The organism is Lysobacter oculi (assembly GCF_003293695.1).
GTDB lineage: Bacteria > Pseudomonadota > Gammaproteobacteria > Xanthomonadales > Xanthomonadaceae > Solilutibacter > Solilutibacter oculi.
The window spans coordinates 669286-689325 of sequence record NZ_CP029556.1; the positions used below are offsets into that span (position 1 = coordinate 669286).

The window sequence follows — 20040 nt, forward strand, 5'->3', positions numbered from 1 at the left end:
GAGCGGGTGGACATGCTGAATCCATGGGGCCTGCGGGGTTGGCGATGCCCGACAGGGCGCAGTCCGCTATGCTGCGGCGCGGCACCGTTTCCACGCCGGGACCTATAAAAATGCATAGCGCTTCGCCTCCCCTCACCGCCCACGCCGTCCAGCGCGAACTCCCGCTCCACCCGCGCATCCGCAACGTCATCGCGGTCGGGTCGGGCAAGGGCGGCGTCGGCAAGTCCACCACGGCGGTCAACCTGGCCGCGGCGTTGATGCAGGAAGGCCTGCGCGTCGGCGTGCTGGATGCGGACATCTACGGCCCCAGCATCCCGGCCATGCTCGGGGTTTCGGGCAAGCCGGACAGCCCGGACGGCAAGACCATCGAGCCGATGCGCGGCCACGGCCTGGAGTCGATGTCGATCGGGGTCCTCGTCGACCAGGACACGCCGATGATCTGGCGCGGCCCGATGGCGACTTCCGCGCTCATGCAGCTGTTCAACGACACCCGCTGGGGCGATCTCGACATCCTCGTCGTCGATCTACCGCCGGGCACGGGCGACATCCAGCTCACCTTGGCGCAGAAGATCCCTGTCGCCGGCGCGATCGTGGTGACGACGCCGCAGGACATCGCCACGCTGGATGCGAAGAAGGCGCTGAAGATGTTCGAGAAAGTCGAGGTGCCGGTGCTGGGCCTGATCGAGAACATGGCGGTGCACGTCTGCTCCAACTGCGGCCATGCCGAGCATGTGTTCGGTGAAGGCGGTGGCGCGAAGATGGCGGCGCAGTACGGCGTGCCGATGCTGGGCGCGTTGCCGCTCGACATCCGCATCCGCGAACGTGGCGATGCCGGCGTGCCGGTGGTCGTGGCCGAACCGGATTCCGCCGTGACGCAGGCATACCGGGCCGCCGCGCGACGCCTGCTGGAAGAACTGGCCAAGCGCCCGCGCGCGCCGATGTCGATCTCGGCCTCGCTGGTCTGAGCCGCCCACGCCCCCCTACAATCGCGGCTTTCCGCCGTTTGACGCAGGACGAAAGCCGATGAGCATCAAGAGTGACCGCTGGATCCGCCGCATGGCCCAGGACCACGGCATGATCGAGCCCTTCGAGGCCGGCCAGGTCAAGTACGCGGACAAAGGCGGGGTCAACGGCGAGCGCATCGTCAGCTACGGCACCTCCAGCTACGGCTATGACGTGCGTTGCGCGCGCGAGTTCAAGATCTTCACCAACATCAACTCGACGATTGTCGATCCGAAGCATTTCGACCCCGGCAGCTTCGTCGATATCGAGGCGGACGAATGCATCATCCCGCCCAACAGCTTCGCGCTGGCACGTACGGTCGAGTACTTCCGCATCCCGCGCGACACGCTGGTGGTCTGCCTCGGCAAGAGCACGTATGCGCGCTGCGGCATCATCGTCAACGTGACGCCGCTGGAGCCGGAATGGGAAGGCCACGTGACGCTGGAGTTCTCCAACACCACGCCGCTGCCCGCGCGCATCTACGCGAATGAAGGCGTGGCGCAGATGCTGTTCTTCCAGTCCGATGCGGACGATGTCTGCGAGACTTCCTACCGTGACCGCGGCGGCAAGTACCAGGGCCAGACCGGCGTCACCCTGCCCAAGACCTGAGGCGAAGATGGACCCGAACAACGTCGGTCGCAGTTTCCGCGAAAGCCCGTGGCGCTACAGCCAGTTCGTGGTCGTCGCGCTCATCGTCGGCGGGTTGGTCAAGTGGCTCAGCCCGCTCGATTGGCCGATCTCGCTGGCCATCGGCGCGGCAGCGGGCATCGGCTATCTGTTGCTGGAAAAGAAGCGCGGCGTGATTTGAAGCCGCGCGGTGCTCAGCGCTTTTCGTAGGTGACGAAGAAGCCCTGCAGGTCGCCGTTCTCGATGTAGGGCTCCACGCTGACCACGCGATAGCCGCGCGAGTAGAACGCGCGATGCGCCTCGCTCAGGTTGTTGGCCGCGCCCTGGTTGCGGAAACCCCAAGTCGCGTCGATCCAGATCGTCACCGCCTGCATCTGCTGGGCGGCGGCCTCGGCGGCGGATTTCTCCGGAGATTTTCCGAACAGTCGCGCATCGGCGGAAGGCGCGCAGAGCAGCGCGGACAGGACGAGCGCGGCGAACAGGGGCTTCATCAACGGGATTCCTCGAAAGCGAAACGGGGGAGGGCGGGCAGGATGTGCGCGGTGATCGCGCTGCGTGTATGGGCATCGCGCGGCTGGCGGGGATGCGCACCCCAGACCGGGGCCGGCCAGGCATCGTCATGCGTGTATCGGGCGATGACGTGGATGTGCAGTTGCGACACCACGTTGCCGAGCGCGCCGATGTTGAGTTTGTCGGGCGCGAAGGCATCGCGCATCGCGAGCGATGCTGCATCGATCTCGCGCCAGAGCTGCAGGCGGTCGGCCTCATCCAGGTCGATCAATTCGCGTGCGCCGGCGATGCGCGGTACCAGGATCAGCCACGGATAGCGGGCGTCGTCCATCAACAACACATCGCACAGCGGCCAGCGCGCGAGGCGATGGGTATCGCCGGCGAGGCGGGCGTCGAGTTCGAACAGGTCAGCCATGCAGGTTCGCCGCGAGGAAATCGAGCGTGCGCGTCCATGCGAGCGCGGCAGCCCCGGGCGCGAAGTGACGCGGGCTGACGTCCCGGTTGAAGGCATGGCCCGCGCCGGCATAGACGTGGATGTCGGCTTCCGGCTTGGCCACGCGATGCTGCTGGATGTCTTCCGGTGGGATGGATTCGTCGTCTTCGCCGAAGTGGAACATCATCGGTGCCCGCAACGGTTCGGCCAGGAACGGTACGGTGCGTGCGCCGTAGTAGCTGACCGCCGGCAGGCCGAGCCGGGTGTTGGCGAGATAGGCCACGCTGCCGCCCCAGCAGAAGCCGACGATGCCGACTTCATGCCCCATGTCGCGCAGATGGCGGTCGGCGCTGTCGATGAGGGCGATGGCCGCATCGAAACCCAGCTGCGCCGCCAGACTTTTGCCGCGTGCGGTGCCGCCGCGGTCGTAGCCCAGCTCCACACCGGGCTCGACCGGGTCGAACATCGCCGGGGCCAGCGCGACGTAACCGGCCTGCGCGATGCGTTCCGCCACCTCGCGGATATGCGCGTTGGCGCCGAAGATCTCCTGCACCACGATGACCGCGCCGCGTGCAGCGCCTTCCGGAACGGCCTGCCAGGCCTGCACCGGCCCGTGCGGGGTGTCGAGGGTGATCCAGTCGCCCATGGCGGCTTCCGTGCGTGGAAAGGCTTGATTCTAAGCCTGCCCGTATAATCCGCGTCCGCTTTCAGGTGCCTACGTCATGTCCCGAGCCCAGCCCAAGGTCGGTTTCGTCAGCCTCGGTTGCCCCAAGGCGCTGGTCGATTCCGAGCGCATCCTCACCCAGCTCAAGGTGGAGGGCTACGACTTGGTGCCCAGCTACGACGATGCCGATGTGGTCGTCGTCAACACCTGTGGCTTCATCGACAGCGCGGTGGCCGAGTCGCTCGACGCCATCGGCGAGGCGATGGCCGAGAACGGCAAGGTGATCGTGACCGGCTGCCTGGGCAAGCGCGCCGACGTGATCCGCGAGGCGCACCCGGGCGTGCTCTCTATCAGCGGCCCGCAGGACTACGCCAGCGTGATGGAAGCCGTGCACGTGGCGCTGCCGCCCAAGCACGACCCGTTCATCGACCTGGTGCCGGATTACGGCCTGAAGCTGACGCCGAAGCACTACGCCTATCTCAAGATTTCCGAAGGCTGCAACCATCGCTGCAGCTTCTGCATCATTCCCTCGATGCGTGGCGACCTGGTGTCGCGGCCGGTGGGCGAAGTGCTGCGCGAAGCCGAAAAGCTGGCGATGGGCGGCGTCAAGGAACTGCTGGTGGTCTCGCAGGACACCAGTGCCTACGGCGTGGACGTGAAGTACGCCGCGCGCGAATGGCATGGCAAGTCCTACGCCACGCGGATGAAGGCGCTGTGCGAAGGCCTGTCCGAACTCGGGCTGTGGACGCGCCTGCACTACGTCTACCCGTACCCGCACGTGGACGACATCATCCCGTTGATGGCGGAGGGTAAGATCCTTCCCTATCTCGACATCCCGTTCCAGCACGCCAGCCCGCGCATCCTGAAATTGATGAAGCGGCCCGGCGCCATCGACAAGACCCGCGAGCGCATCGCCCGCTGGCGCGACATCTGCCCGGACATCACCATCCGCAGCACCTTCATCGTCGGGTTTCCCGGCGAGACCGACGCGGAGTTCGAGGGGCTGCTCGATTTCATCGAAGACGTGCGGCTGGACCGCGTCGGTGCCTTCGCCTATTCGCCGGTGCAGGGCGCGGCGGCGAATGAATTGCCGGGTGCAGTGCCGGAAGAAGTGCAGCAGGAACGCCTCGCGCGCTTCATGGCCCTGCAGGCGCAGATTTCCGAAGAAAAGCTGGCGGCGAAGGTCGGCACCACCCAGCGTTGCCTGGTGGATGCGATGGATGGCGAGCTGGCCATTGCTCGGTCGATGGCCGATGCGCCGGAGATCGACGGCCTGGTGCAGATCCAGGATGGCCGCGATGCCGGACTGGTGCCGGGCGAGTTTGTCGATGTCGAGATCATGGGCAGCGACGAACACGACCTCTACGGTGAAGTCGCCTACGCCGACTGATGGCGAAGCGCCGCTTCGTCGCGCCATCGCGTGCCGAAGTGCCGGCGGCGTGCTTCGCGCATCCCGTCTTCGACGATGTCCGCGCGCTCGAAGGCTGGATGCAGGGCCCCGCGTGGCCGTCGATGGATGCGATCAACATCGAGCTCGCGCGTGCCGCCGAACGAATCGGCATCGACATCCCCCGTTGCGTGCGGCAGGACGACGCGCTGCTGCGTGACGGGCTGCATTACGAACGGCGCATCGGCGAACGCGGCGAGCTGGCGACGCGCGCCGAAGACTGGCACGACCTGTTCAACGCGATGGTCTGGTGGCGGTGGCCGGCGATCAAGCGCGCGCTCAACCGGCGTCAATGCGCGCATATCGGCGAGATGGGCGATGCCACCCGCAACCGCGCGCAATACGCGCTGACCCAGTTCGACGAGGCCGGCGTGATCGTGCGCGTGGCGGATGAAGCGGCGTTGGCGGCCTGGGACGCGCACGACTGGCCGGCGCTGTTCCTGCATCAGGCTGATCTGTGGCGCGAAGGCCGCATCGCGGTGGTCGCGGTCATCGGCCACGCGCTGCTGGAACATGCGCTGGTGCCGACCCTGCACGGCGTCGGCAAGGCGCTGGTGGTGCGGGGTGGTGTGGATGTCGATGCGGAAGCCTGCGTCGCGCGTGCCGCCGAAGCCATTGCCCGAAGCGATGTGCTCAACGATCCGCTGGAACTGCGCCCACTGCCGCTGCCCGGCATTCCCGGTTGGCGCGAAGGACAGGATGCGGCGTTCTACAGCGAAGCGCCGTGCTTCCGGCCCCTGCGCGAAGGGCGGACCTACCCGCCGCCGATCACTGTAACGGGCTGACGCGCCGCGCGTGGAAGTCGGCGACGTGGCCGGCGGGCTTGCCGCCTTCACAGAACGTCCAGCGCGAACGGATCTCGTCCGGGCCGACGAAGGTCACGGGGCGTCTTGCATGTGGCCGTCGCGGGCCGGGTCGAAATTGAGCGCGCCGTCGAACGCGAACACCAGCGTGCCGTCCGCCGCCGGTTTCGCGCGCATCTTCGGGTGGTGGCCGCTGGCGCAGAAGTGGGTGAGCACCACATCGTCCCCGTCCCTGGCATAGAGCGTGCGCATCTCGTGCGGCGTGCCGGGGAACAGCGTCTCCAGCACCGCGCTGCCGCCGGCGGTGACCTCGTAGCGCATGCGTGCGCCGGGCGCGGAATTGCCGTCCAGCCCTTCGGCGCTCCAGTCGCCGGCCAGCGCCTTGAAGCGGTCGAGCGCGTGCGGCGCAGGGGTGGGCACGGTGCTCGCGGCCGGGGCATCGGTGGCGGGCGATTGGGCGAAGGCGGCCGGCGCGCAGGCCAGCACGGCGAGGATCAGCAGACGCTTCATGGTGGATTCCCCCGGGTTTGACTGGCCGATGATGCTACGGCGCGGTGCCGTAGTGCACGTCGAGGATGGCGAAGCGGGTCGGGCCGGCGGGCAGCTCGGCGGAGAACTCATCGTCCACCCGTTTCTTCAGCATGGCGCGGGCGAGGGGAGAGTCGATGCTGATGTGACCGGCCTTGGCGTCGGTTTCGTCGGGCCCGACGATGCGATAGCGCAGCACCTCGCCGTCATCGATGCGCTCCAGCTCCACCTCGGCCCCGAAGAACACCGCCTGCGGGTCGGACGGCGCCGCACCGACCACCTTCAACGCCGGGATGCGCTTGGAGAGGTAGCGCACGCGGCGGTCGATGCCGGCCAGCTGCTTCTTTCTATACGTGTATTCGGCGTTCTCGCTGCGGTCGCCCTCGGCGGCGGCGGCGGCCAGCGCGCGCACGACTTCCGGGCGCTGCACGCGCCACAGGTCGTCGAGTTCCGCTTTCAGCCGGGCGTGGCCGGTGGCGGTGATCAGCGCGGTGCTGGCTTCCGCGGGTGGTCGCCAGCGACCCTTGCCCGATGGCGGCATGGCGGGTTGGGTCATCGGCTCAGCGACGCCCGCCAAACAGCCCGCCCAGCACGCCGCGCAGGATCTGCCGGCCCATCTGGTTGCCGACCGTGCGCGCGGCCTGCTTGGCCATGGTTTCCACCATGCCCTGGCGGCGCTTGGTGCCGAACACCGCGTCCTTGATGGCGCTGCCGAAGCCGCCATCGGCATCGTCGTCATCGGCGGTCTTGGCCGGTGGCGCACTGGCCGCGACGGAAGACGCTTGCGCTTTCTTTGCCAGCATTTCGGCGGCTGATTCGCGGTCGATGGCGTTGTCGTACTTCATGCCCACCGGCGAACCGGCACGCACCTGCATCCGTTCGGCATCGGTGATCGCGCCCAGCCGGCAGCCCGGCGGCGCGACGAGGGTGCGTTCGACCGGCATCGGAATGCCCTTGTCCTGCAGCGTGGAAACCAGCGCCTCGCCGACGCCGAGCTGCGAGATCACCTTCGCGACGTCCAGATCGGGATTGGCGACGAAGGTCTCCGCCGCCGTTTTCACCGCCTTCTGGTCGCGCGGGGTGAAGGCGCGCAGCGCGTGCTGGAAGCGGTTGCCGAGCTGGCCGAGGATGTCGTCCGGCACGTCGTCCGGGAACTGCGAGCAGAAGTACACGCCGACGCCCTTGGAACGGATGATGCGGACCACCTGTTCCACGCGCTGCTTGAGCGCGGGCGGGGCGTCATCGAACAACAGGTGCGCCTCGTCGAACACGAACACCAGCTTCGGCTGGTCCAGGTCGCCGACTTCAGGCAGCTGCTCGAACAGCTCCGACAGCAGCCACAGCAGGAAGCTGGAATACAGGCGCGGTTTCAGGATCAGCTGGTCGGCGGCGAGGATGTTGACGATGCCGCGGCCGTCCACGTTCGTGCGCATCAGGTCGGCCAGGTCGAGCGCCGGTTCGCCGAAGAACTTGTCGCCGCCTTCCTGCTCGATGCGCAGCAGCGCGCGCTGGATCGCGCCAACCGACTGCGTGCTGACCAGCCCATAGCTGGTCGAGATGTCCTTGCGCTCATCCGCCACCAGGCCGAGCAGGGCGCGCAGGTCCTTCAGGTCCAGCAGCAGCAGGCCGCGGTCGTCGGCCAGCTTGAACACGATGTCCAGTACGCCGCTCTGGGTGTCGTTGAGTTCGAGGATGCGCGACAGCAGCAGCGGCCCCATCTCGCTGACCGTGGTGCGGATCGGGTGGCCCTTCTGGCCCCACAGGTCCCAGAACACCACCGGATTGGGCTGCTGCACGTAGTCGCTGATGCCGATCTCGGCGATCCGCTGGCTGATCTTCTCGTTGGGCGTGCCGGCCATCGCCAGGCCGGCGACATCGCCCTTCACATCGGCCAGGAACACCGGCACGCCGCGCTTGGAAAAGCCTTCGGCCAGCGTCATCAGCGTGACCGTCTTGCCGGTACCCGTGGCGCCGGCGACCAGGCCGTGGCGGTTGCCGTACTTCGGCAGGAGAAAGACGTTGCCGCTCTGCGGCGTGGTGATCGACTTGCCGACGAGGATCGGATTCATGAAGGTTTCCGTGCAATGAACGACTGGATTCTATTCGCTTGTATGCAGCCCGCGTGCCTTGTGAGCGGGTGGGGTGGCCGGTAACCTGCCACGTCTTCCGTATGTGATGTCGATGATGGCCGCTGATTGGCGCGTTTCGCTGAAATTGTCCCTGTCCGTTTCGATGCTGGGCTTGATGTTGCTCCCCCCGGCCGCGCACGCGCAGCGCCTGTCGCGCGCCGCCACCGCCGTGCTGGAGCAGGCCCGCGCCGCCGAAGCCCGCTTCAAGTCCGCGCAGGATGCCGACCAGCAGGATGCCGCCGTCACCGCGATGGAAAAGCTGATGGCCGACTGCGGCCGCCAGAAGGGCTGCCCCATCGACCAGCTCATGCCGATCTACAAGCAGATGCTGCAGCCGCAGTCCGTCGCCGCGGGCGAGGACGACGAGGGTGACGAGGACGAGAACCCGATCAACATCGCCGGTGATGCCGTCCCCGACACCGCCACCGCAGACGCGCTGCTGGACGAGCGCAACAAGCGCTTCGTGCAGATGGTGCAGTTCAACCCGGCGGTGCAGGCCGGCATCCGCCGCTGGCTGACCGACATGCGCCCGCAGCTGATGGACAGCTACGTCAATTACCAGTTCCTGCGCCCGTCGATGGCGCCGGCCTTCCAGCGCGCCGGCCTGCCGGAGGCGCTGCTGTTCGGGATCATGGCCAAGGAGTCGAACGGCAAGGTGCATGCGGGTTCGCGCGCCGGGGCGGTCGGCCCGCTGCAGTTCATGCCGGCCACCGGCCGCCGCTTCGGGCTGGGCGATGACGGCACCGGCTTCGACACCCGCTACGACCCGGCGCGTTCCTCGCAGGCCGCCGCTGCCTATCTGCAGGAGCGCTACGCGCAGCTCAACAACAGCATCGAGATGTCGCTGGCTGCCTACAACGGCGGCGAAGGCCGGGCACTGCGCGTGTTCCAGTCCAGCGGTGGCCGCAACTTCTGGGACGTGAGCGTGTACGACCAGTTCCCGGCCGAAACCAAGGACTACGTGCCGATGGTGATCGCCGCCGCCTGGCTGTACCTGCACCCGTCCGACTACGGCCTGCGCTTCCCGCGCACCTGGGGTGCCGGGCGTCCGGCGCAGATCCAGCTCAAGCGCTCGACCACGCTCAACGAGCTCGGCATCTGCCTCGGCAACGCGCGCGGCACCGATGGCTACCTGCGCGCGCTCCGCAACCTCAATCCGCGCCTGACCCCGAGCGGCTGGCTGCCGCAGGGCGGCATCATCAACGCCACTTCCACCATTTCCACGCTCTACAACCGCTATTGCGTGAACGGCAAGCGCGCCGACATCGCCCGCCAGCTGATCAACAGCGACGTCAGCAGCGCACTGGTGCGCGTGGGCCCGCTGGTCACGGCCACGCCCGCAGCGCCCGCCAGCGCTGATGGCTCCGTGCCCGATGCACCGGCGACCGTGGTGCCGGCCAATCCGGCGACCCGCGCGCAGGTGGTGACCCCGGCCAAACCCGCCGCCAAACCGGCGCCGGCCAAGCCCGCGCCCGCGAAAACCCACCGCGTCGGGAGCGGCGAAAACCTGACCGCCATCGCGCGCCGCTACCAGTGCGACATGAAACTGCTGATCAGCGCCAACAACCTGGACGCGCCGCGTTACGCGATCCGCCCCGGCCAGGTGCTCAAGCTGGAAGGCTGCGGCAAGTAAGCGCCGTCAGGCCCTGAAACGAAGAAGGCGGCCATGGCCGCCTTCTTCATGTCGATGTCGATGCTGCGGCTCAGCGCGGCAGCAGGGTGGCGAGGCGTTCGCCCAGCCGTACCGGCGTCTCCGCCTTCAGGTTCGATGCCAGCTCGGCCACGCCCGGCGGCAGCAGGGTGATGACGGTGCTGCCGTAATTGAAGCGTGCCATCTCGGCGAAGCGCTTCAGGGTGATGTCGCGGTCGCGCCAGTCCTTGCGGGTGATGCGGTCGCCGTAGGCGGGGATTTCCTCGCCGCTCCAGACCGTTTCCACGCCGGACACCAGCAGCGCGCCGACCATCACCTGCACCATCGGGCCGAAGGCGGTCTCGAAGTGGCAGACCAGCCGCTCGTTGCGGGCGAACAGGCGCGGCACCGAGGCCACCGCATCGGTACCCACCGAGAACAGCCGGCCCGGCACATGCACGGTTTCGACCAGGCGCCCGTCGCAGGGCATGTGGACGCGGTGGTAGTCGCGCGGGGACAGGTAGATGGTCGAGAACAGTCCGTCCGCGTAGACGGCAGCCGAAGCCGCATCGCCCAGCAATTCCGCGACGGTGAACGATTGCCCCTTGGCCTGGAAGATGCGCCCCTGCTCGATGCGCCCGCACTGGCTGATGTGGCCGTCGGCGGGCATCAGCAGGGCGCGCGGATCGGGATCGGGCATGCGCACGCCGGCCCGCAGCTCGCGGGTGAAGAAGGCATTGAAACTGGGGTAGGCGGTGGGGTCCGGCTGCGCCGCCTCGCCCATGTCCACGCCGAACTTGGCGATGACGGTGTCGATGACGCGCTGCTTGAGCGCCGGGTTGGTCGAATACGCCAGCCGCCGCGCCAGCGACGACAGCAGCCGGTGCGGCAGCACATAGGTCAGCGCGGTGAGCGGGCTCACTTCCCGGCCTCGGTGAGCGCGATGAAATCGGCGGCGATCTTGGCCGGCTCGAACGGCGGCTGGATCACGCCCGACATCCGGCCCTGCGGATCGAGCACGGCCAGCGCGGCGGAATGGTCGACGGCGTAGCGGTCCGGCTTCGACATGTCATCCGGCGGCTGCTTCATGAACACCAGCGACAGCCCGCGCGCGAAGTTGGCGAGTTCAGGCGCGGTGCCGGTGGCGGCGATCGTGTCCGGATGGAAGGCGTGCGCGTAGCGGCCGACGATCTCCGGCGTGTCGCGCTCCGGGTCCACCGAGACAAACAGCACGCGCGGGCGGCTCGCGGCCGGCAGCTTCTCCCACGCCTGCTGCGCCTGCTTGAGCTGGGAGAGGGTGGTGGGGCAGACATCCGGGCAATGGGTGAAGCCGACGAAGACCAGCGTCCAGTGGCCCTGGATGGATTCATTGGTCAGCGGCTGGCCGTCATCGCGGATTAGCTGGAAGGGCGGAATGGCGCGCGGCGCATCGAAGCGCTTCATCGACTGCAGTGCCGGGCCGGCCACGGGGGCGCCTGCGCCGGGGAAGAAACGCCAGCCGACCAGCAGGCCGGCGAAGGCCGCGGCGATGGCGAGGACGATGAGCGTGCTGCGGTTGAACATGGCGATTCCGGCTTGAAAACCCGGCCATGATAGCGGGCCGCCGCTATACTCCCTGCCGATTCCAGCGAGCCCCGCCCACGTGAACCTTGATGCCACGCGCGAGCTGCGCACCCTGATCGATTTCATCCGCTACGGCGCCAGCCGCTTCAACGCCGCCGGGCTGACCTTCGGCCACAGCTTCGACAATGCGCTGGACGAGGCCACCCAGCTGGTCCTGCACGCGCTGCACATGCCGCACGACCTGTCGCCGGTGTATGGCGCATCGCGGTTGGTGGAAGAGGAAAAGCAGGCGATCCTCGACCTGTTCCGCCGCCGCATCGACGAGCGCATCCCGGCTGCCTACCTGACCGGCGAGGCCTGGTTCGCCGGCCTGTCGTTCAAGTCCGATCCGCGTGCGCTGGTGCCGCGTTCGCCGATCGCGGAGTTGATCGAATCCGGCTTCGAGCCGTGGCTCGGCGGCCGTGAAGTCACCCGCGCCCTCGACATCTGCACCGGCTCCGGCTGCATCGCCATCGCCATGGCGCATTACAACCCGGATTGGCTGGTGGATGGCGTCGATATCAGCGACGAAGCGCTGTCGCTGGCCGAGGAAAACAAGACGCGGCTGATGGCCGACAACGTGCGCTTCCTCAAGTCGGACCTGATGGGCGCGCTGGCCGGCGAGAAGTACGAACTGATCGTCACCAATCCGCCCTACGTCACCCACGCCGAAACCGACGCGTTGCCCGCCGAATACGCGCACGAACCGGAACTCGGCCTGCGTGCGGGCGATGACGGTCTGGACCTTGCGCTGAAGATCCTGCGCGACGCGCCCGACCACCTGACCGACGAAGGCCTGCTGATCTGCGAAGTGGGCGAGGCCGAGCACGCGCTGGTCGAACTGCTGCCGGAACTGCCGCTGGCGTGGATCGAGTTCAAGGTCGGGCAGATGGGCATCTTCGTGGTCGAGCGGGCCGATCTCGTCGCCCACCACGCGCGCATCGCCGAACTGGCCGCCGCGCGCGGATGAACAGCTTCGGCCGGCTGCTGCGGGTCACCACCTTCGGGGAATCGCACGGCCCGGCCATCGGTTGCGTCATCGACGGCTGCCCGCCGGGCCTCGCCATCGCGCCTCAGGATTTCGCCCGCGACCTGGAGCGCCGCGCGACCGGCCGCAGCCGCCACACCTCGCAGCGCCATGAGGCGGATGAAATCGAAATCCTCTCCGGCGTGTACGAAGGCCTGACCACCGGCACGCCGATCGCCTTGCTGATCCGCAACACCGACGCGCGCAGCAAGGACTACGCGGCGATCGGGTCGCAGTTCCGCCCGGGCCACGCCGATTACACCTACTGGCAGAAGTACGGCCTGCGCGATCCGCGCGGCGGCGGCCGTTCCAGCGCCCGCGAGACCACGATGCGGGTGGCCGCCGGCGTCATCGCCAAGAAGTGGCTGGCCGAACGCTTCGGCGTGACGGTGCGCGGGCATCTGGCGCAGATCGGCGACATCGTGCCGCGTTCGCATGACTGGGCGGCGGTCGAGGCCAATTCCTTCTTCTGGCCGGATGCCGCGCAGGCTGCCGAGCTCGAAACCTTCATGGATGCGCTGCGCAAGTCCGGCGATTCGGTTGGCGCGAAAATCGTGGTCGAAGCCGAAGGCGTGCCGCCGGGTTGGGGCGAGCCGGTCTACGGCAAGTTGAGCGCGGAAATCGGTGCGGCGATGTTGTCGATCAACGCGGTGAAAGGCGTGGAGATCGGCGACGGTTTCGACAGCGTGGCGCAGGCCGGCAGCCAGCATCGCGACCTGATGCGCCGCGACGGCTTCGAAAGCAACCACGCGGGCGGCATCCTCGGTGGCATTTCCACCGGCCAGCCGATCCGCGTCGCGGTCGCTTTCAAGCCCACCTCCAGCCTGCGCTTGCCGGCGCCGACGCTCGATGTCGAAGGCAACGAAGTGGACGTCATCACCACCGGCCGTCACGACCCCTGCGTCGGCATCCGCGCCACGCCGATCTGCGAAGCGATGCTGGCGCTGGTGCTGATGGACCAGGCGCTGCGGCATCGCGCGCAATGCGGCGACGTCGGCGATGTCACGCCGAGGATCGCCTGATGCGCTTCTTCTTCATGCACCGGAACTGCGGGCGAAAACGCGGCGGCCGCCGTTGAAACGGCAGCCATCCATCGACGCGCGCCGGGCGCGCATCCCGCACGAACACCCAAGGAAAACCCCATGAATACCAAGAAGTTGAAGGTCGCCGTGGTCGGCGCCACCGGCGCGGTCGGCGAGACCATGCTGTCGATCCTGGCCGAGCGCCGTTTCCCGGCTTCGGAAATCATCGCGCTGGCCAGCGAGCGCTCCGTCGGCACCGACGTGATGTACGGCGACGAGGAGATCGAGGTGCAGGACCTGGCCAAGTTCGACCCGGCCGGCATCGACATCGCGCTGTTCTCGGCCGGCGGCAGCATCAGCAAGGAATACGCGCCGAAGTTCGCGGCGGCGGGCGCGGTCGTCATCGACAACTCCTCGGCCTTCCGCTACGACGACGATGTGCCGCTGGTGGTCAGCGAAGTGAACCCGGAAGCGGCGAAGAACCGCCCGCGCGGCATCATCGCCAACCCCAACTGCTCGACCATGCAGATGGTGGTGGCGCTCAAGCCCATCTTCGATGCGGCCGGCATCACCCGCATCAACGTGGCGACCTACCAGTCCACCTCGGGCGCGGGCCGCAGCGGCATGGAGGAACTCGGCAAGCAGACCGCCGAACTGCTCAACTTCCAGTCGCCGGAGCCGAAGAAGTTCCAGGTGCAGATCGCCTTCAACCTGATCCCGCAGATCGACGATTTCCTCGACAACGGCTACACCAAAGAGGAAATGAAGCTGGTCTGGGAGACCCGCAAGATCCTCGGCGACGACAGCATCCAGGTGAACCCGACCGCGGTGCGCGTGCCGGTGTTCTACGGCCATTCCGAAGCCGTGAACGTGGAGACCAAGAACAAGCTCAGCGCCGACGACGTGCGCGCCCTGCTGGCCGCCGCGCCGGGCGTGGAAGTGGTCGATGACCGCGTGCCGGGCGGCTACCCGACGCCGGTCACCCATGCCTCCGGCAACGATGCCGTTTACGTCGGCCGTATCCGCGAGGACGCATCGCATCCGTCGGCCATCAACCTGTGGATCGTCTCCGACAACATCCGCAAGGGCGCGGCGCTGAACGCGGTGCAGATCGCGGAACTCGTTGCCTCCGGGGGCTGAACGCCGCTAGAGTCCAGTCCACATGAAGAAAATCCTGCAAGCGATTGTCCTGACGATGCTTCTGGCGCTCGCCGCCGCGCCCGCCTGGGCGCTCGGGCTGGGCCAGCTGCAGTTGAAGTCGAAGCTGGGCGAACCGCTGCTGGCGGAGATCCCGGTGATCTCGGCCGACCCGATGGAGCTGCAGGATCTCGAAGCCCGGCTCGCCGCGCCCGAGACCTTCCTGCGCGTGGGCCTGCCGCTGCCGGACAAGATGGTCTCCGACCTGAAGTTCGCGCTGGCCTATGACGCCGCCGGCAAGCCGCTGATCCGCGTCACCAGCCCCGGCCCGGTGGCGATGCCGATGCTGACCTTCCTGCTGGAGGTCGATTGGGGCGAGGGCCGGCTGGTCCGCGAATACTCCGTGCTCCTGGCCGAACCCGATGCCGTGGCCGCCGCCACCCAGCCCACCATCGAAGCGCCGGTGGCCGCGCCGTCCAACACCATCGTGCGGGATGCGGAGCCGGTCGCCACCACGCCGATGCCGGCCCCGGCCCCGGTGCGCCCGACGCCTGTTCCCGCGCCCACGCCTGCACCGGTGGCGTCCGCGCCCGCACCGGCGCCGGTCGCCAACACCGGCAGCCGCACGGTCGCGCCCGGCGACACGCTGTCGGGCATCGCCGCCGAGCTGCGCGGCCCCGGCCAGTCGCTGGAATCGGTGATGGCTGCGCTGCTGCGCGCCAACCCGGACGCCTTCATCAACAACGATCCCAATCTGCTGCGCCGTGGCGCCACGCTCGCCGCGCCGGATGCCGCCGCCATCGCCCAGGCCGGGCAGGACGGCAGCGCTCGTGCCCTGCAATCGCAGGTCGCCGGCTGGCGCAGCAACCTGGGCCGCAGCCGCGCCGCCGTGGATGTGGCGAGTGCCGCCAGCAATGCGCCGGCGCGCGTGGCCGCCCCGGTGGCCAAACCGCGTGCGGTCAGCGACGCGCGGCTTGAAATCATGCCGGCCTCGGCCAGCGCAACATCAGGCAAGGGCACCCGTTCCGGCAACGGGGGCGAAGGAGATGCGGAAATGACCCAGCAACTGCAGGAAGCGCGCGAGACCATCGCCACCCGCGATGCGGAAGTGAACGAACTCAAGTCGCGCGTGGCGGAGCTGGAAAACCTGCAGAAGCAGCAGGCGCAACTGATCCAGATGAAGGACGGCCAGCTGGCGTCGGCCCAGCAGCAGCTCAACACGCGCCAGCAGGCCGAGCCGCAGCCTGCCGCGGCGGTCGCGGGCCAGCCGATGTGGATCTGGCTGCTGCCGCTGGCCGGCATCCTGCTGTCCGGGCTGGCGGTGAATGCCTGGCTGCGCCGCCGCAAGCCGGTGGCAGGCGAGGGCGATGCGCCCAGCTTCGCCAGCAAAAAGACCGTCCCGGCCGCGCCCAAGGCCGAGCCGCGCCTGAGCGACGAGATGGCCAACCTGTTCCCGGATGTGGACGAGGAAGAAGCGGCGGAAGCCGCCGGTACAGCTGTGGCTGGCACGCGCTCCGTCGCATCCACGCCTTTGCGCAAGCCTTCATGGGTCGGCGGGCAGGCCGCGCCGGAGCCGCCCTCGGCGCAGACCGTCGCGACTTCCGGCTGGAGCGTGCCGATCGTCGAGGACGGCGACAGCCTGTACCTGCGCAAGCCCGGCACCGAGAACGGCGCCCGCGCCGTGGACCCGGCCGCCGTGCCCAGCATCTCGCCCAACGACCCGCTGCCGCGCGAATTGACGCCGGGCAAGGGGGTGTTCGATGCGCCCGAGGCCGCCGATGCCATGGCCGATGACGCCGCTGAACGCATAGCGCTGGCCCGCACCTATTTCGAACTGGGCGATTTCGACACGGCCCGCGCGTTGCTGGGGCAGGTGATCGACGAAGGCGGCCACCACGCCGTCGAAGCGCGTCGCCTGCTGGAAGGCGACGGTCGCACGTGACGGAGGGCGGCCGATGACGCGCCATGCGCTCGGCATTGAATACGACGGCAGCCGATACCTGGGCTGGCAACGCCTCGGCGATGCCGGCACCACGCTGCAGCAGACGCTGGAAGACGCGATTTCCCGCGTCGCCAATACGCCGATCCAGACCACCTGCGCGGGCCGCACCGATGCCGGCGTGCATGCGCGCTGCCAGGTCGTCCATTTCGACACGGATGTGCTGCGCGAGCCGCGTGCGTGGATGCTCGGTATCACCTCCAACCTGCCCAACGACATGGCGGTGACCTGGTGCGTGCCGGTGGCCGACGACTTCAGCGCCCGTTTCAGCGCACATGCAAGACGCTACCGCTACGAAATACTGAATCGTTCAGTGCGTCCCGCCTATCACCGTGCCTACATGGCGTGGGAGCGACGATCATTGGATGTCGCGACTATGCACGAAGCCGCGCAGTCACTGGTCGGCGAGCATGATTTCTCCGCATTCCGCACCGTGCATTGCCAGGCCGCCCACGCACGCCGCGAAGTCCAGGAAATCAGCGTGACGCGCAACGGAGATGTCGTGGTGGTCGAAATCCAGGCGAATGCCTTCCTGCACCACATGGTGCGCAACATCGTGGGTTCGTTGATTCCGGTGGGCTGCGGCGAACGCGCCCCCGCGTGGATCGCGGAACTGCTCGCCGGCCGCGACCGCACCGTGGCCGGCCCGACCGCGCCCTCCGCCGGCCTGACCTTCCTGCATCCCATCTACGCGTCCGAATGGAACCTGCCGGCCGTCGTCACCGCGGGCGGCCACGCATGAAGACCGCTTCCGTCCGTACCCGTGTCAAGTTCTGCGGCCTGACCCGCGCCGGCGACGTGCGCCTGGCCTGCGAACTGGGCGTCGATGCCATCGGCCTGGTGTTTGCCGAGAACAGCCCGCGCCGCCTGCAGATCGAGGAATCGCGCGCGCTGCGGCAGGCCATCGCGCCGCTGGTCAATCTGGTCGCGCTGTTCAGCGACAACCCGCCGGAGCAGGTCCGCGAGATCGTGCGGCTGTTGCGCCCGGGCGCGCTGCAGTTCCATGGCAATGAGGAAGACGCCTTCTGCCGCAGCTTCGGCATCCCCTATATCAAGGCGGTGGCGATGGGCGATGGCACGTCCCCGGTCGATACCCGCGCCCTGCATGCGCGCTATCCGCACGCCGCCGCGCTGCTCTACGACAGCCATGTGCCGGGCGGTGCGGGTGGTGGCGGCAAACCCTTCGACTGGAAGCGGCTGCCGGGCGACAACACCAAACCGGTGATGGTCGCGGGTGGGCTGAACGCCACGAATGTCTACGACCTGATCACCCAGCGCGCACCGTGGGCGGTGGATGTCGCATCGGGCATCGAGTCGGCGCCCGGTATCAAGGATGGCGATAAGATGCGTGCCTTCGTCGCCGAGGTCCACCGTGCCGATTGCAACAACGAACACGAATCCGGGTACCGGTTGCCCACCCAAGGGCATTGCGGCTGAGGACATCGCCGATTTCCACGCCTTCCCCGATGCCGACGGCCACTTTGGCCGCTTCGGCGGGCGCTTCGTCGCCGAGACACTGATCGGGCCGCTGCAGCAACTCGCCGCGGCCTACGACGAAGCCCGCATCGACCCCGTCTTCCAGCGCGCCTTCGACGAAGACCTGGCGCATTACGTCGGCCGGCCCAGCCCGATCTATTTCGCCGAACGCCTCTCGCGAGAGGTCGGCGGCGCGCGCATCCTGCTCAAGCGCGAGGACCTGAACCACACCGGCGCGCACAAGATCAACAACACCATCGGGCAGGCGCTGCTGGCCAGCCGGATGGGCAAGACCCGCATCATCGCCGAGACCGGCGCCGGCCAGCATGGCGTGGCCAGCGCGACCGTCGCCGCGCGGCTGGGGCTGGAATGCGTGGTCTACATGGGCGCCACCGACATCGAGCGGCAGAAGGCGAACGTGTGGCGGATGAAGCTGCTCGGCGCGACCGTGGTGCCGGTGAGTTCCGGCTCGGCCACGCTCAAGGACGCGTTGAATGAAGCGATGCGCGACTGGGTGACGAACGTCGCCGACACCTTCTACATCATCGGCACGGTGGCCGGCCCCGACCCGTATCCGCGCATGGTCCGCGATTTCAACGCCATCGTCGGCCGCGAGGCGCGCGCGCAGATGCTGGCCGAACACGGCCGCCTGCCGGATGCGATCACCGCCTGCGTCGGTGGTGGCAGCAATGCGATCGGCCTGTTCCACGCGTTCCTCAACGACCGCGACGTGCGCATCGTCGGCGCGGAAGCGGCGGGCGAGGGCATCGACACCGGCCAGCACGCGGCCTCGCTGTCGGCGGGACGGCCCGGCGTGCTGCACGGCAACCGCACCTATGTGCTGTGCGATGACGAAGGCCAGATCACCGAGACCCATTCGGTCAGCGCGGGGCTGGATTACCCCGGCGTCGGGCCGGAACACGCCTTCCTGAAGGACACCGGCCGCGCCGAGTACGTGGGGGTGACCGATGACGAGGCGCTGGCCGCCTTCCATCAACTGGCACGTACCGAAGGCATCCTGGCCGCGCTGGAATCCAGCCATGCCATCGCCCAGGCCATCAAGCTGGCCCGCGACATGCCGGCCGACGCCACCGTGCTGTGCAACCTGTCGGGGCGCGGCGACAAGGACGTGCACACCATCGCCGCCCGCGAAGGGATCGCGCTGTGAGCCGCCTCGATGCCGCTTTCGCGCGGCTGCGCGCGACCGGCCGCAAGGCGCTGGTGCCCTTCGTCACCGCCGGCGATCCCGCGCTCGACGCCACCGTGCCGGTGATGCATGCGCTGGTTGAAGCGGGTGCCGACGCCATCGAACTGGGCGTGCCGTTTTCCGACCCGATGGCCGACGGCCCGGTGATCCAGAAGGCGTCCGAGCGCGCCATCGCGCGCGGCGCCGGCCTCACCCACGCGCTGGAAAGCACGCGCGAATTCCGCCGCAACGATCCCGACACGCCGGTGGTGCTGATGGGCTATCTCAACCCCGTCGAGATCCGCGGCGCCGAAGCCTTCGCGGCGGAAGCGGCGGCCTGTGGCGTGGACGGCATGCTGCTGGTCGACCTGCCGCCGGAAGAGGCCGGTCCGTTCCGCGATGCCTTCCAGCGGCATGGCGTGGCGCTGATCTGGCTCGCATCGCCGACAACCGATGCGGCGCGGCTGACCATGCTGAACCAGCTGGCGGAGGGCTATCTCTACTACGTCAGCTACGCCGGCGTGACCGGCGCCGATCACCTGAGCACGGGCGAGGCCGGGGCGCGTCTGGCCTCGATCCGTGCCGGTTGCCCGGTGCCGGTGCTGGCCGGTTTCGGGATCAAGGATGCGGCCAGCGCCGCCGCGATGGCCGAAGCCGCTGATGGCGTGGTGGTCGGCAGCGCCCTGGTCGCGACCCTGGCCGGCGCCGTGGATGCGCCCGAAGCCGCATCCCGCGCCCGTACTTTCCTGGCCCCGTTGCGTGCGGCGCTGGATGGTGAACGCAAGGCCGTGGGCTAAACTGGCCCGCTGAAAACGCTG

At 68.3% G+C, this 20040-nt stretch carries 22 protein-coding genes; 14 read left to right on the forward strand and 8 right to left on the reverse strand.

Annotated elements, in window-relative coordinates; genetic code table 11:
• The first annotated feature begins 110 nt into the window (after nucleotides 1-110).
• The 3 genes from apbC to DCD74_RS03245 are packed head-to-tail and all read left to right on the forward strand — an operon-like array spanning nucleotide 111 to nucleotide 1810.
• Nucleotides 111-965, forward strand: coding sequence for an iron-sulfur cluster carrier protein ApbC (gene apbC / locus DCD74_RS03235; protein WP_112926046.1), 855 nt, complete (start codon nucleotides 111-113; stop codon nucleotides 963-965).
• 58 nt (nucleotides 966-1023) lie between these two features.
• Nucleotides 1024-1611: a dCTP deaminase gene (gene dcd / locus DCD74_RS03240; protein ID WP_112926047.1), complete on the forward strand. Its 588-nt coding sequence runs from the start codon at nucleotides 1024-1026 to the stop codon at nucleotides 1609-1611.
• A 7-nt stretch (nucleotides 1612-1618) separates the two neighbouring features.
• On the forward strand, nucleotides 1619-1810 hold the full coding sequence (locus tag DCD74_RS03245; protein ID WP_112926048.1) for a hypothetical protein: 192 nt from the start codon (nucleotides 1619-1621) through the stop codon (nucleotides 1808-1810).
• A gap of 13 nt (nucleotides 1811-1823) precedes the next feature.
• Here the strand turns inward: DCD74_RS03245 and DCD74_RS03250 are convergent, their stop codons facing one another.
• The 3 genes from DCD74_RS03250 to DCD74_RS03260 are packed head-to-tail and all read right to left on the reverse strand — an operon-like array spanning nucleotide 1824 to nucleotide 3218.
• On the reverse strand, nucleotides 1824-2120 hold the full coding sequence (locus DCD74_RS03250; protein ID WP_112926049.1) for a hypothetical protein: 297 nt from the start codon (nucleotides 2118-2120) through the stop codon (nucleotides 1824-1826).
• The gene (locus DCD74_RS03255; RefSeq protein WP_112926050.1) at nucleotides 2120-2554 is read right to left on the reverse strand and encodes an HIT domain-containing protein; all 435 of its coding nucleotides are present in this window, start codon (nucleotides 2552-2554) and stop codon (nucleotides 2120-2122) included. Before DCD74_RS03255 ends, DCD74_RS03250 begins: the two co-directional genes overlap by 1 nt.
• A complete protein-coding gene (locus tag DCD74_RS03260) occupies nucleotides 2547-3218 on the reverse strand; it encodes a dienelactone hydrolase family protein (RefSeq protein ID WP_112926051.1) in 672 nt (223 codons plus the stop codon). Before DCD74_RS03260 ends, DCD74_RS03255 begins: the two co-directional genes overlap by 8 nt.
• A gap of 76 nt (nucleotides 3219-3294) precedes the next feature.
• Between DCD74_RS03260 and rimO the strand changes: the two genes are divergently transcribed.
• Both rimO and DCD74_RS03270 read left to right on the forward strand, forming a co-directional pair.
• On the forward strand, nucleotides 3295-4626 hold the full coding sequence (gene rimO / locus DCD74_RS03265) for a 30S ribosomal protein S12 methylthiotransferase RimO (protein WP_112926052.1): 1332 nt from the start codon (nucleotides 3295-3297) through the stop codon (nucleotides 4624-4626).
• Nucleotides 4626-5468: a DUF3025 domain-containing protein gene (locus tag DCD74_RS03270; protein ID WP_112926053.1), complete on the forward strand. Its 843-nt coding sequence runs from the start codon at nucleotides 4626-4628 to the stop codon at nucleotides 5466-5468. The genes rimO and DCD74_RS03270 overlap by 1 nt, the downstream gene beginning before the upstream one ends.
• A 93-nt stretch (nucleotides 5469-5561) precedes the next feature.
• Here DCD74_RS03270 and DCD74_RS03275 read toward each other — a convergent pair whose 3' ends face one another.
• The 3 genes from DCD74_RS03275 to DCD74_RS03285 are packed head-to-tail and all read right to left on the reverse strand — an operon-like array spanning nucleotide 5562 to nucleotide 8083.
• Nucleotides 5562-5996, reverse strand: a complete 435-nt coding sequence (locus DCD74_RS03275; RefSeq protein ID WP_112926054.1) for a hypothetical protein — start codon at nucleotides 5994-5996, stop codon at nucleotides 5562-5564.
• A 34-nt stretch (nucleotides 5997-6030) separates the two neighbouring features.
• Nucleotides 6031-6570 carry a transcription elongation factor GreB gene (gene greB / locus DCD74_RS03280; RefSeq protein ID WP_237049646.1) on the reverse strand — a complete coding sequence of 180 codons (540 nt, stop codon included), beginning with the start codon at nucleotides 6568-6570 and terminating at the stop codon, nucleotides 6031-6033.
• 4 nt (nucleotides 6571-6574) lie between these two features.
• Entirely contained in the window at nucleotides 6575-8083 is a 1509-nt protein-coding gene (locus tag DCD74_RS03285) for a helicase HerA-like domain-containing protein (RefSeq protein ID WP_112926056.1), read from the reverse strand.
• Nucleotides 8084-8198: 115 nt separating this feature from the next.
• Between DCD74_RS03285 and DCD74_RS03290 the strand changes: the two genes are divergently transcribed.
• Nucleotides 8199-9776, forward strand: a complete 1578-nt coding sequence (locus DCD74_RS03290; RefSeq protein WP_112927638.1) for a lytic transglycosylase domain-containing protein — start codon at nucleotides 8199-8201, stop codon at nucleotides 9774-9776.
• A 70-nt stretch (nucleotides 9777-9846) separates the two neighbouring features.
• Here the strand turns inward: DCD74_RS03290 and asd are convergent, their stop codons facing one another.
• Nucleotides 9847-10695: an archaetidylserine decarboxylase gene (gene asd, locus DCD74_RS03295; RefSeq protein WP_112926057.1), complete on the reverse strand. Its 849-nt coding sequence runs from the start codon at nucleotides 10693-10695 to the stop codon at nucleotides 9847-9849.
• Nucleotides 10692-11336: an SCO family protein gene (locus DCD74_RS03300; protein ID WP_112926058.1), complete on the reverse strand. Its 645-nt coding sequence runs from the start codon at nucleotides 11334-11336 to the stop codon at nucleotides 10692-10694. Before DCD74_RS03300 ends, asd begins: the two co-directional genes overlap by 4 nt.
• A gap of 79 nt (nucleotides 11337-11415) precedes the next feature.
• Between DCD74_RS03300 and prmB the strand changes: the two genes are divergently transcribed.
• The 8 genes from prmB (at nucleotide 11416) to trpA (ending at nucleotide 20019) form a co-directional block, all read left to right on the forward strand.
• Entirely contained in the window at nucleotides 11416-12345 is a 930-nt protein-coding gene (gene prmB / locus DCD74_RS03305; RefSeq protein WP_112926059.1) for a 50S ribosomal protein L3 N(5)-glutamine methyltransferase, read from the forward strand.
• Entirely contained in the window at nucleotides 12342-13424 is a 1083-nt protein-coding gene (gene aroC / locus DCD74_RS03310; RefSeq protein ID WP_112926060.1) for a chorismate synthase, read from the forward strand. The genes prmB and aroC overlap by 4 nt, the downstream gene beginning before the upstream one ends.
• 120 nt (nucleotides 13425-13544) lie before the next feature.
• Nucleotides 13545-14564 carry an aspartate-semialdehyde dehydrogenase gene (locus tag DCD74_RS03315; RefSeq protein WP_112926061.1) on the forward strand — a complete coding sequence of 340 codons (1020 nt, stop codon included), beginning with the start codon at nucleotides 13545-13547 and terminating at the stop codon, nucleotides 14562-14564.
• Between the two features lie 55 nt (nucleotides 14565-14619).
• The gene (locus DCD74_RS03320) at nucleotides 14620-16503 is read left to right on the forward strand and encodes a FimV/HubP family polar landmark protein (protein WP_217424279.1); all 1884 of its coding nucleotides are present in this window, start codon (nucleotides 14620-14622) and stop codon (nucleotides 16501-16503) included.
• 13 nt (nucleotides 16504-16516) lie between these two features.
• The gene (gene truA, locus DCD74_RS03325) at nucleotides 16517-17302 is read left to right on the forward strand and encodes a tRNA pseudouridine(38-40) synthase TruA (protein WP_112926063.1); all 786 of its coding nucleotides are present in this window, start codon (nucleotides 16517-16519) and stop codon (nucleotides 17300-17302) included.
• On the forward strand, nucleotides 17299-17997 hold the full coding sequence (locus tag DCD74_RS03330; protein WP_112926064.1) for a phosphoribosylanthranilate isomerase: 699 nt from the start codon (nucleotides 17299-17301) through the stop codon (nucleotides 17995-17997). Before truA ends, DCD74_RS03330 begins: the two co-directional genes overlap by 4 nt.
• Nucleotides 17987-19204: a tryptophan synthase subunit beta gene (gene trpB, locus DCD74_RS03335; protein WP_112927639.1), complete on the forward strand. Its 1218-nt coding sequence runs from the start codon at nucleotides 17987-17989 to the stop codon at nucleotides 19202-19204. The genes DCD74_RS03330 and trpB overlap by 11 nt, the downstream gene beginning before the upstream one ends.
• The gene (gene trpA / locus DCD74_RS03340; RefSeq protein ID WP_112926065.1) at nucleotides 19201-20019 is read left to right on the forward strand and encodes a tryptophan synthase subunit alpha; all 819 of its coding nucleotides are present in this window, start codon (nucleotides 19201-19203) and stop codon (nucleotides 20017-20019) included. Before trpB ends, trpA begins: the two co-directional genes overlap by 4 nt.
• Nucleotides 20020-20040 lie beyond the last annotated feature (21 nt).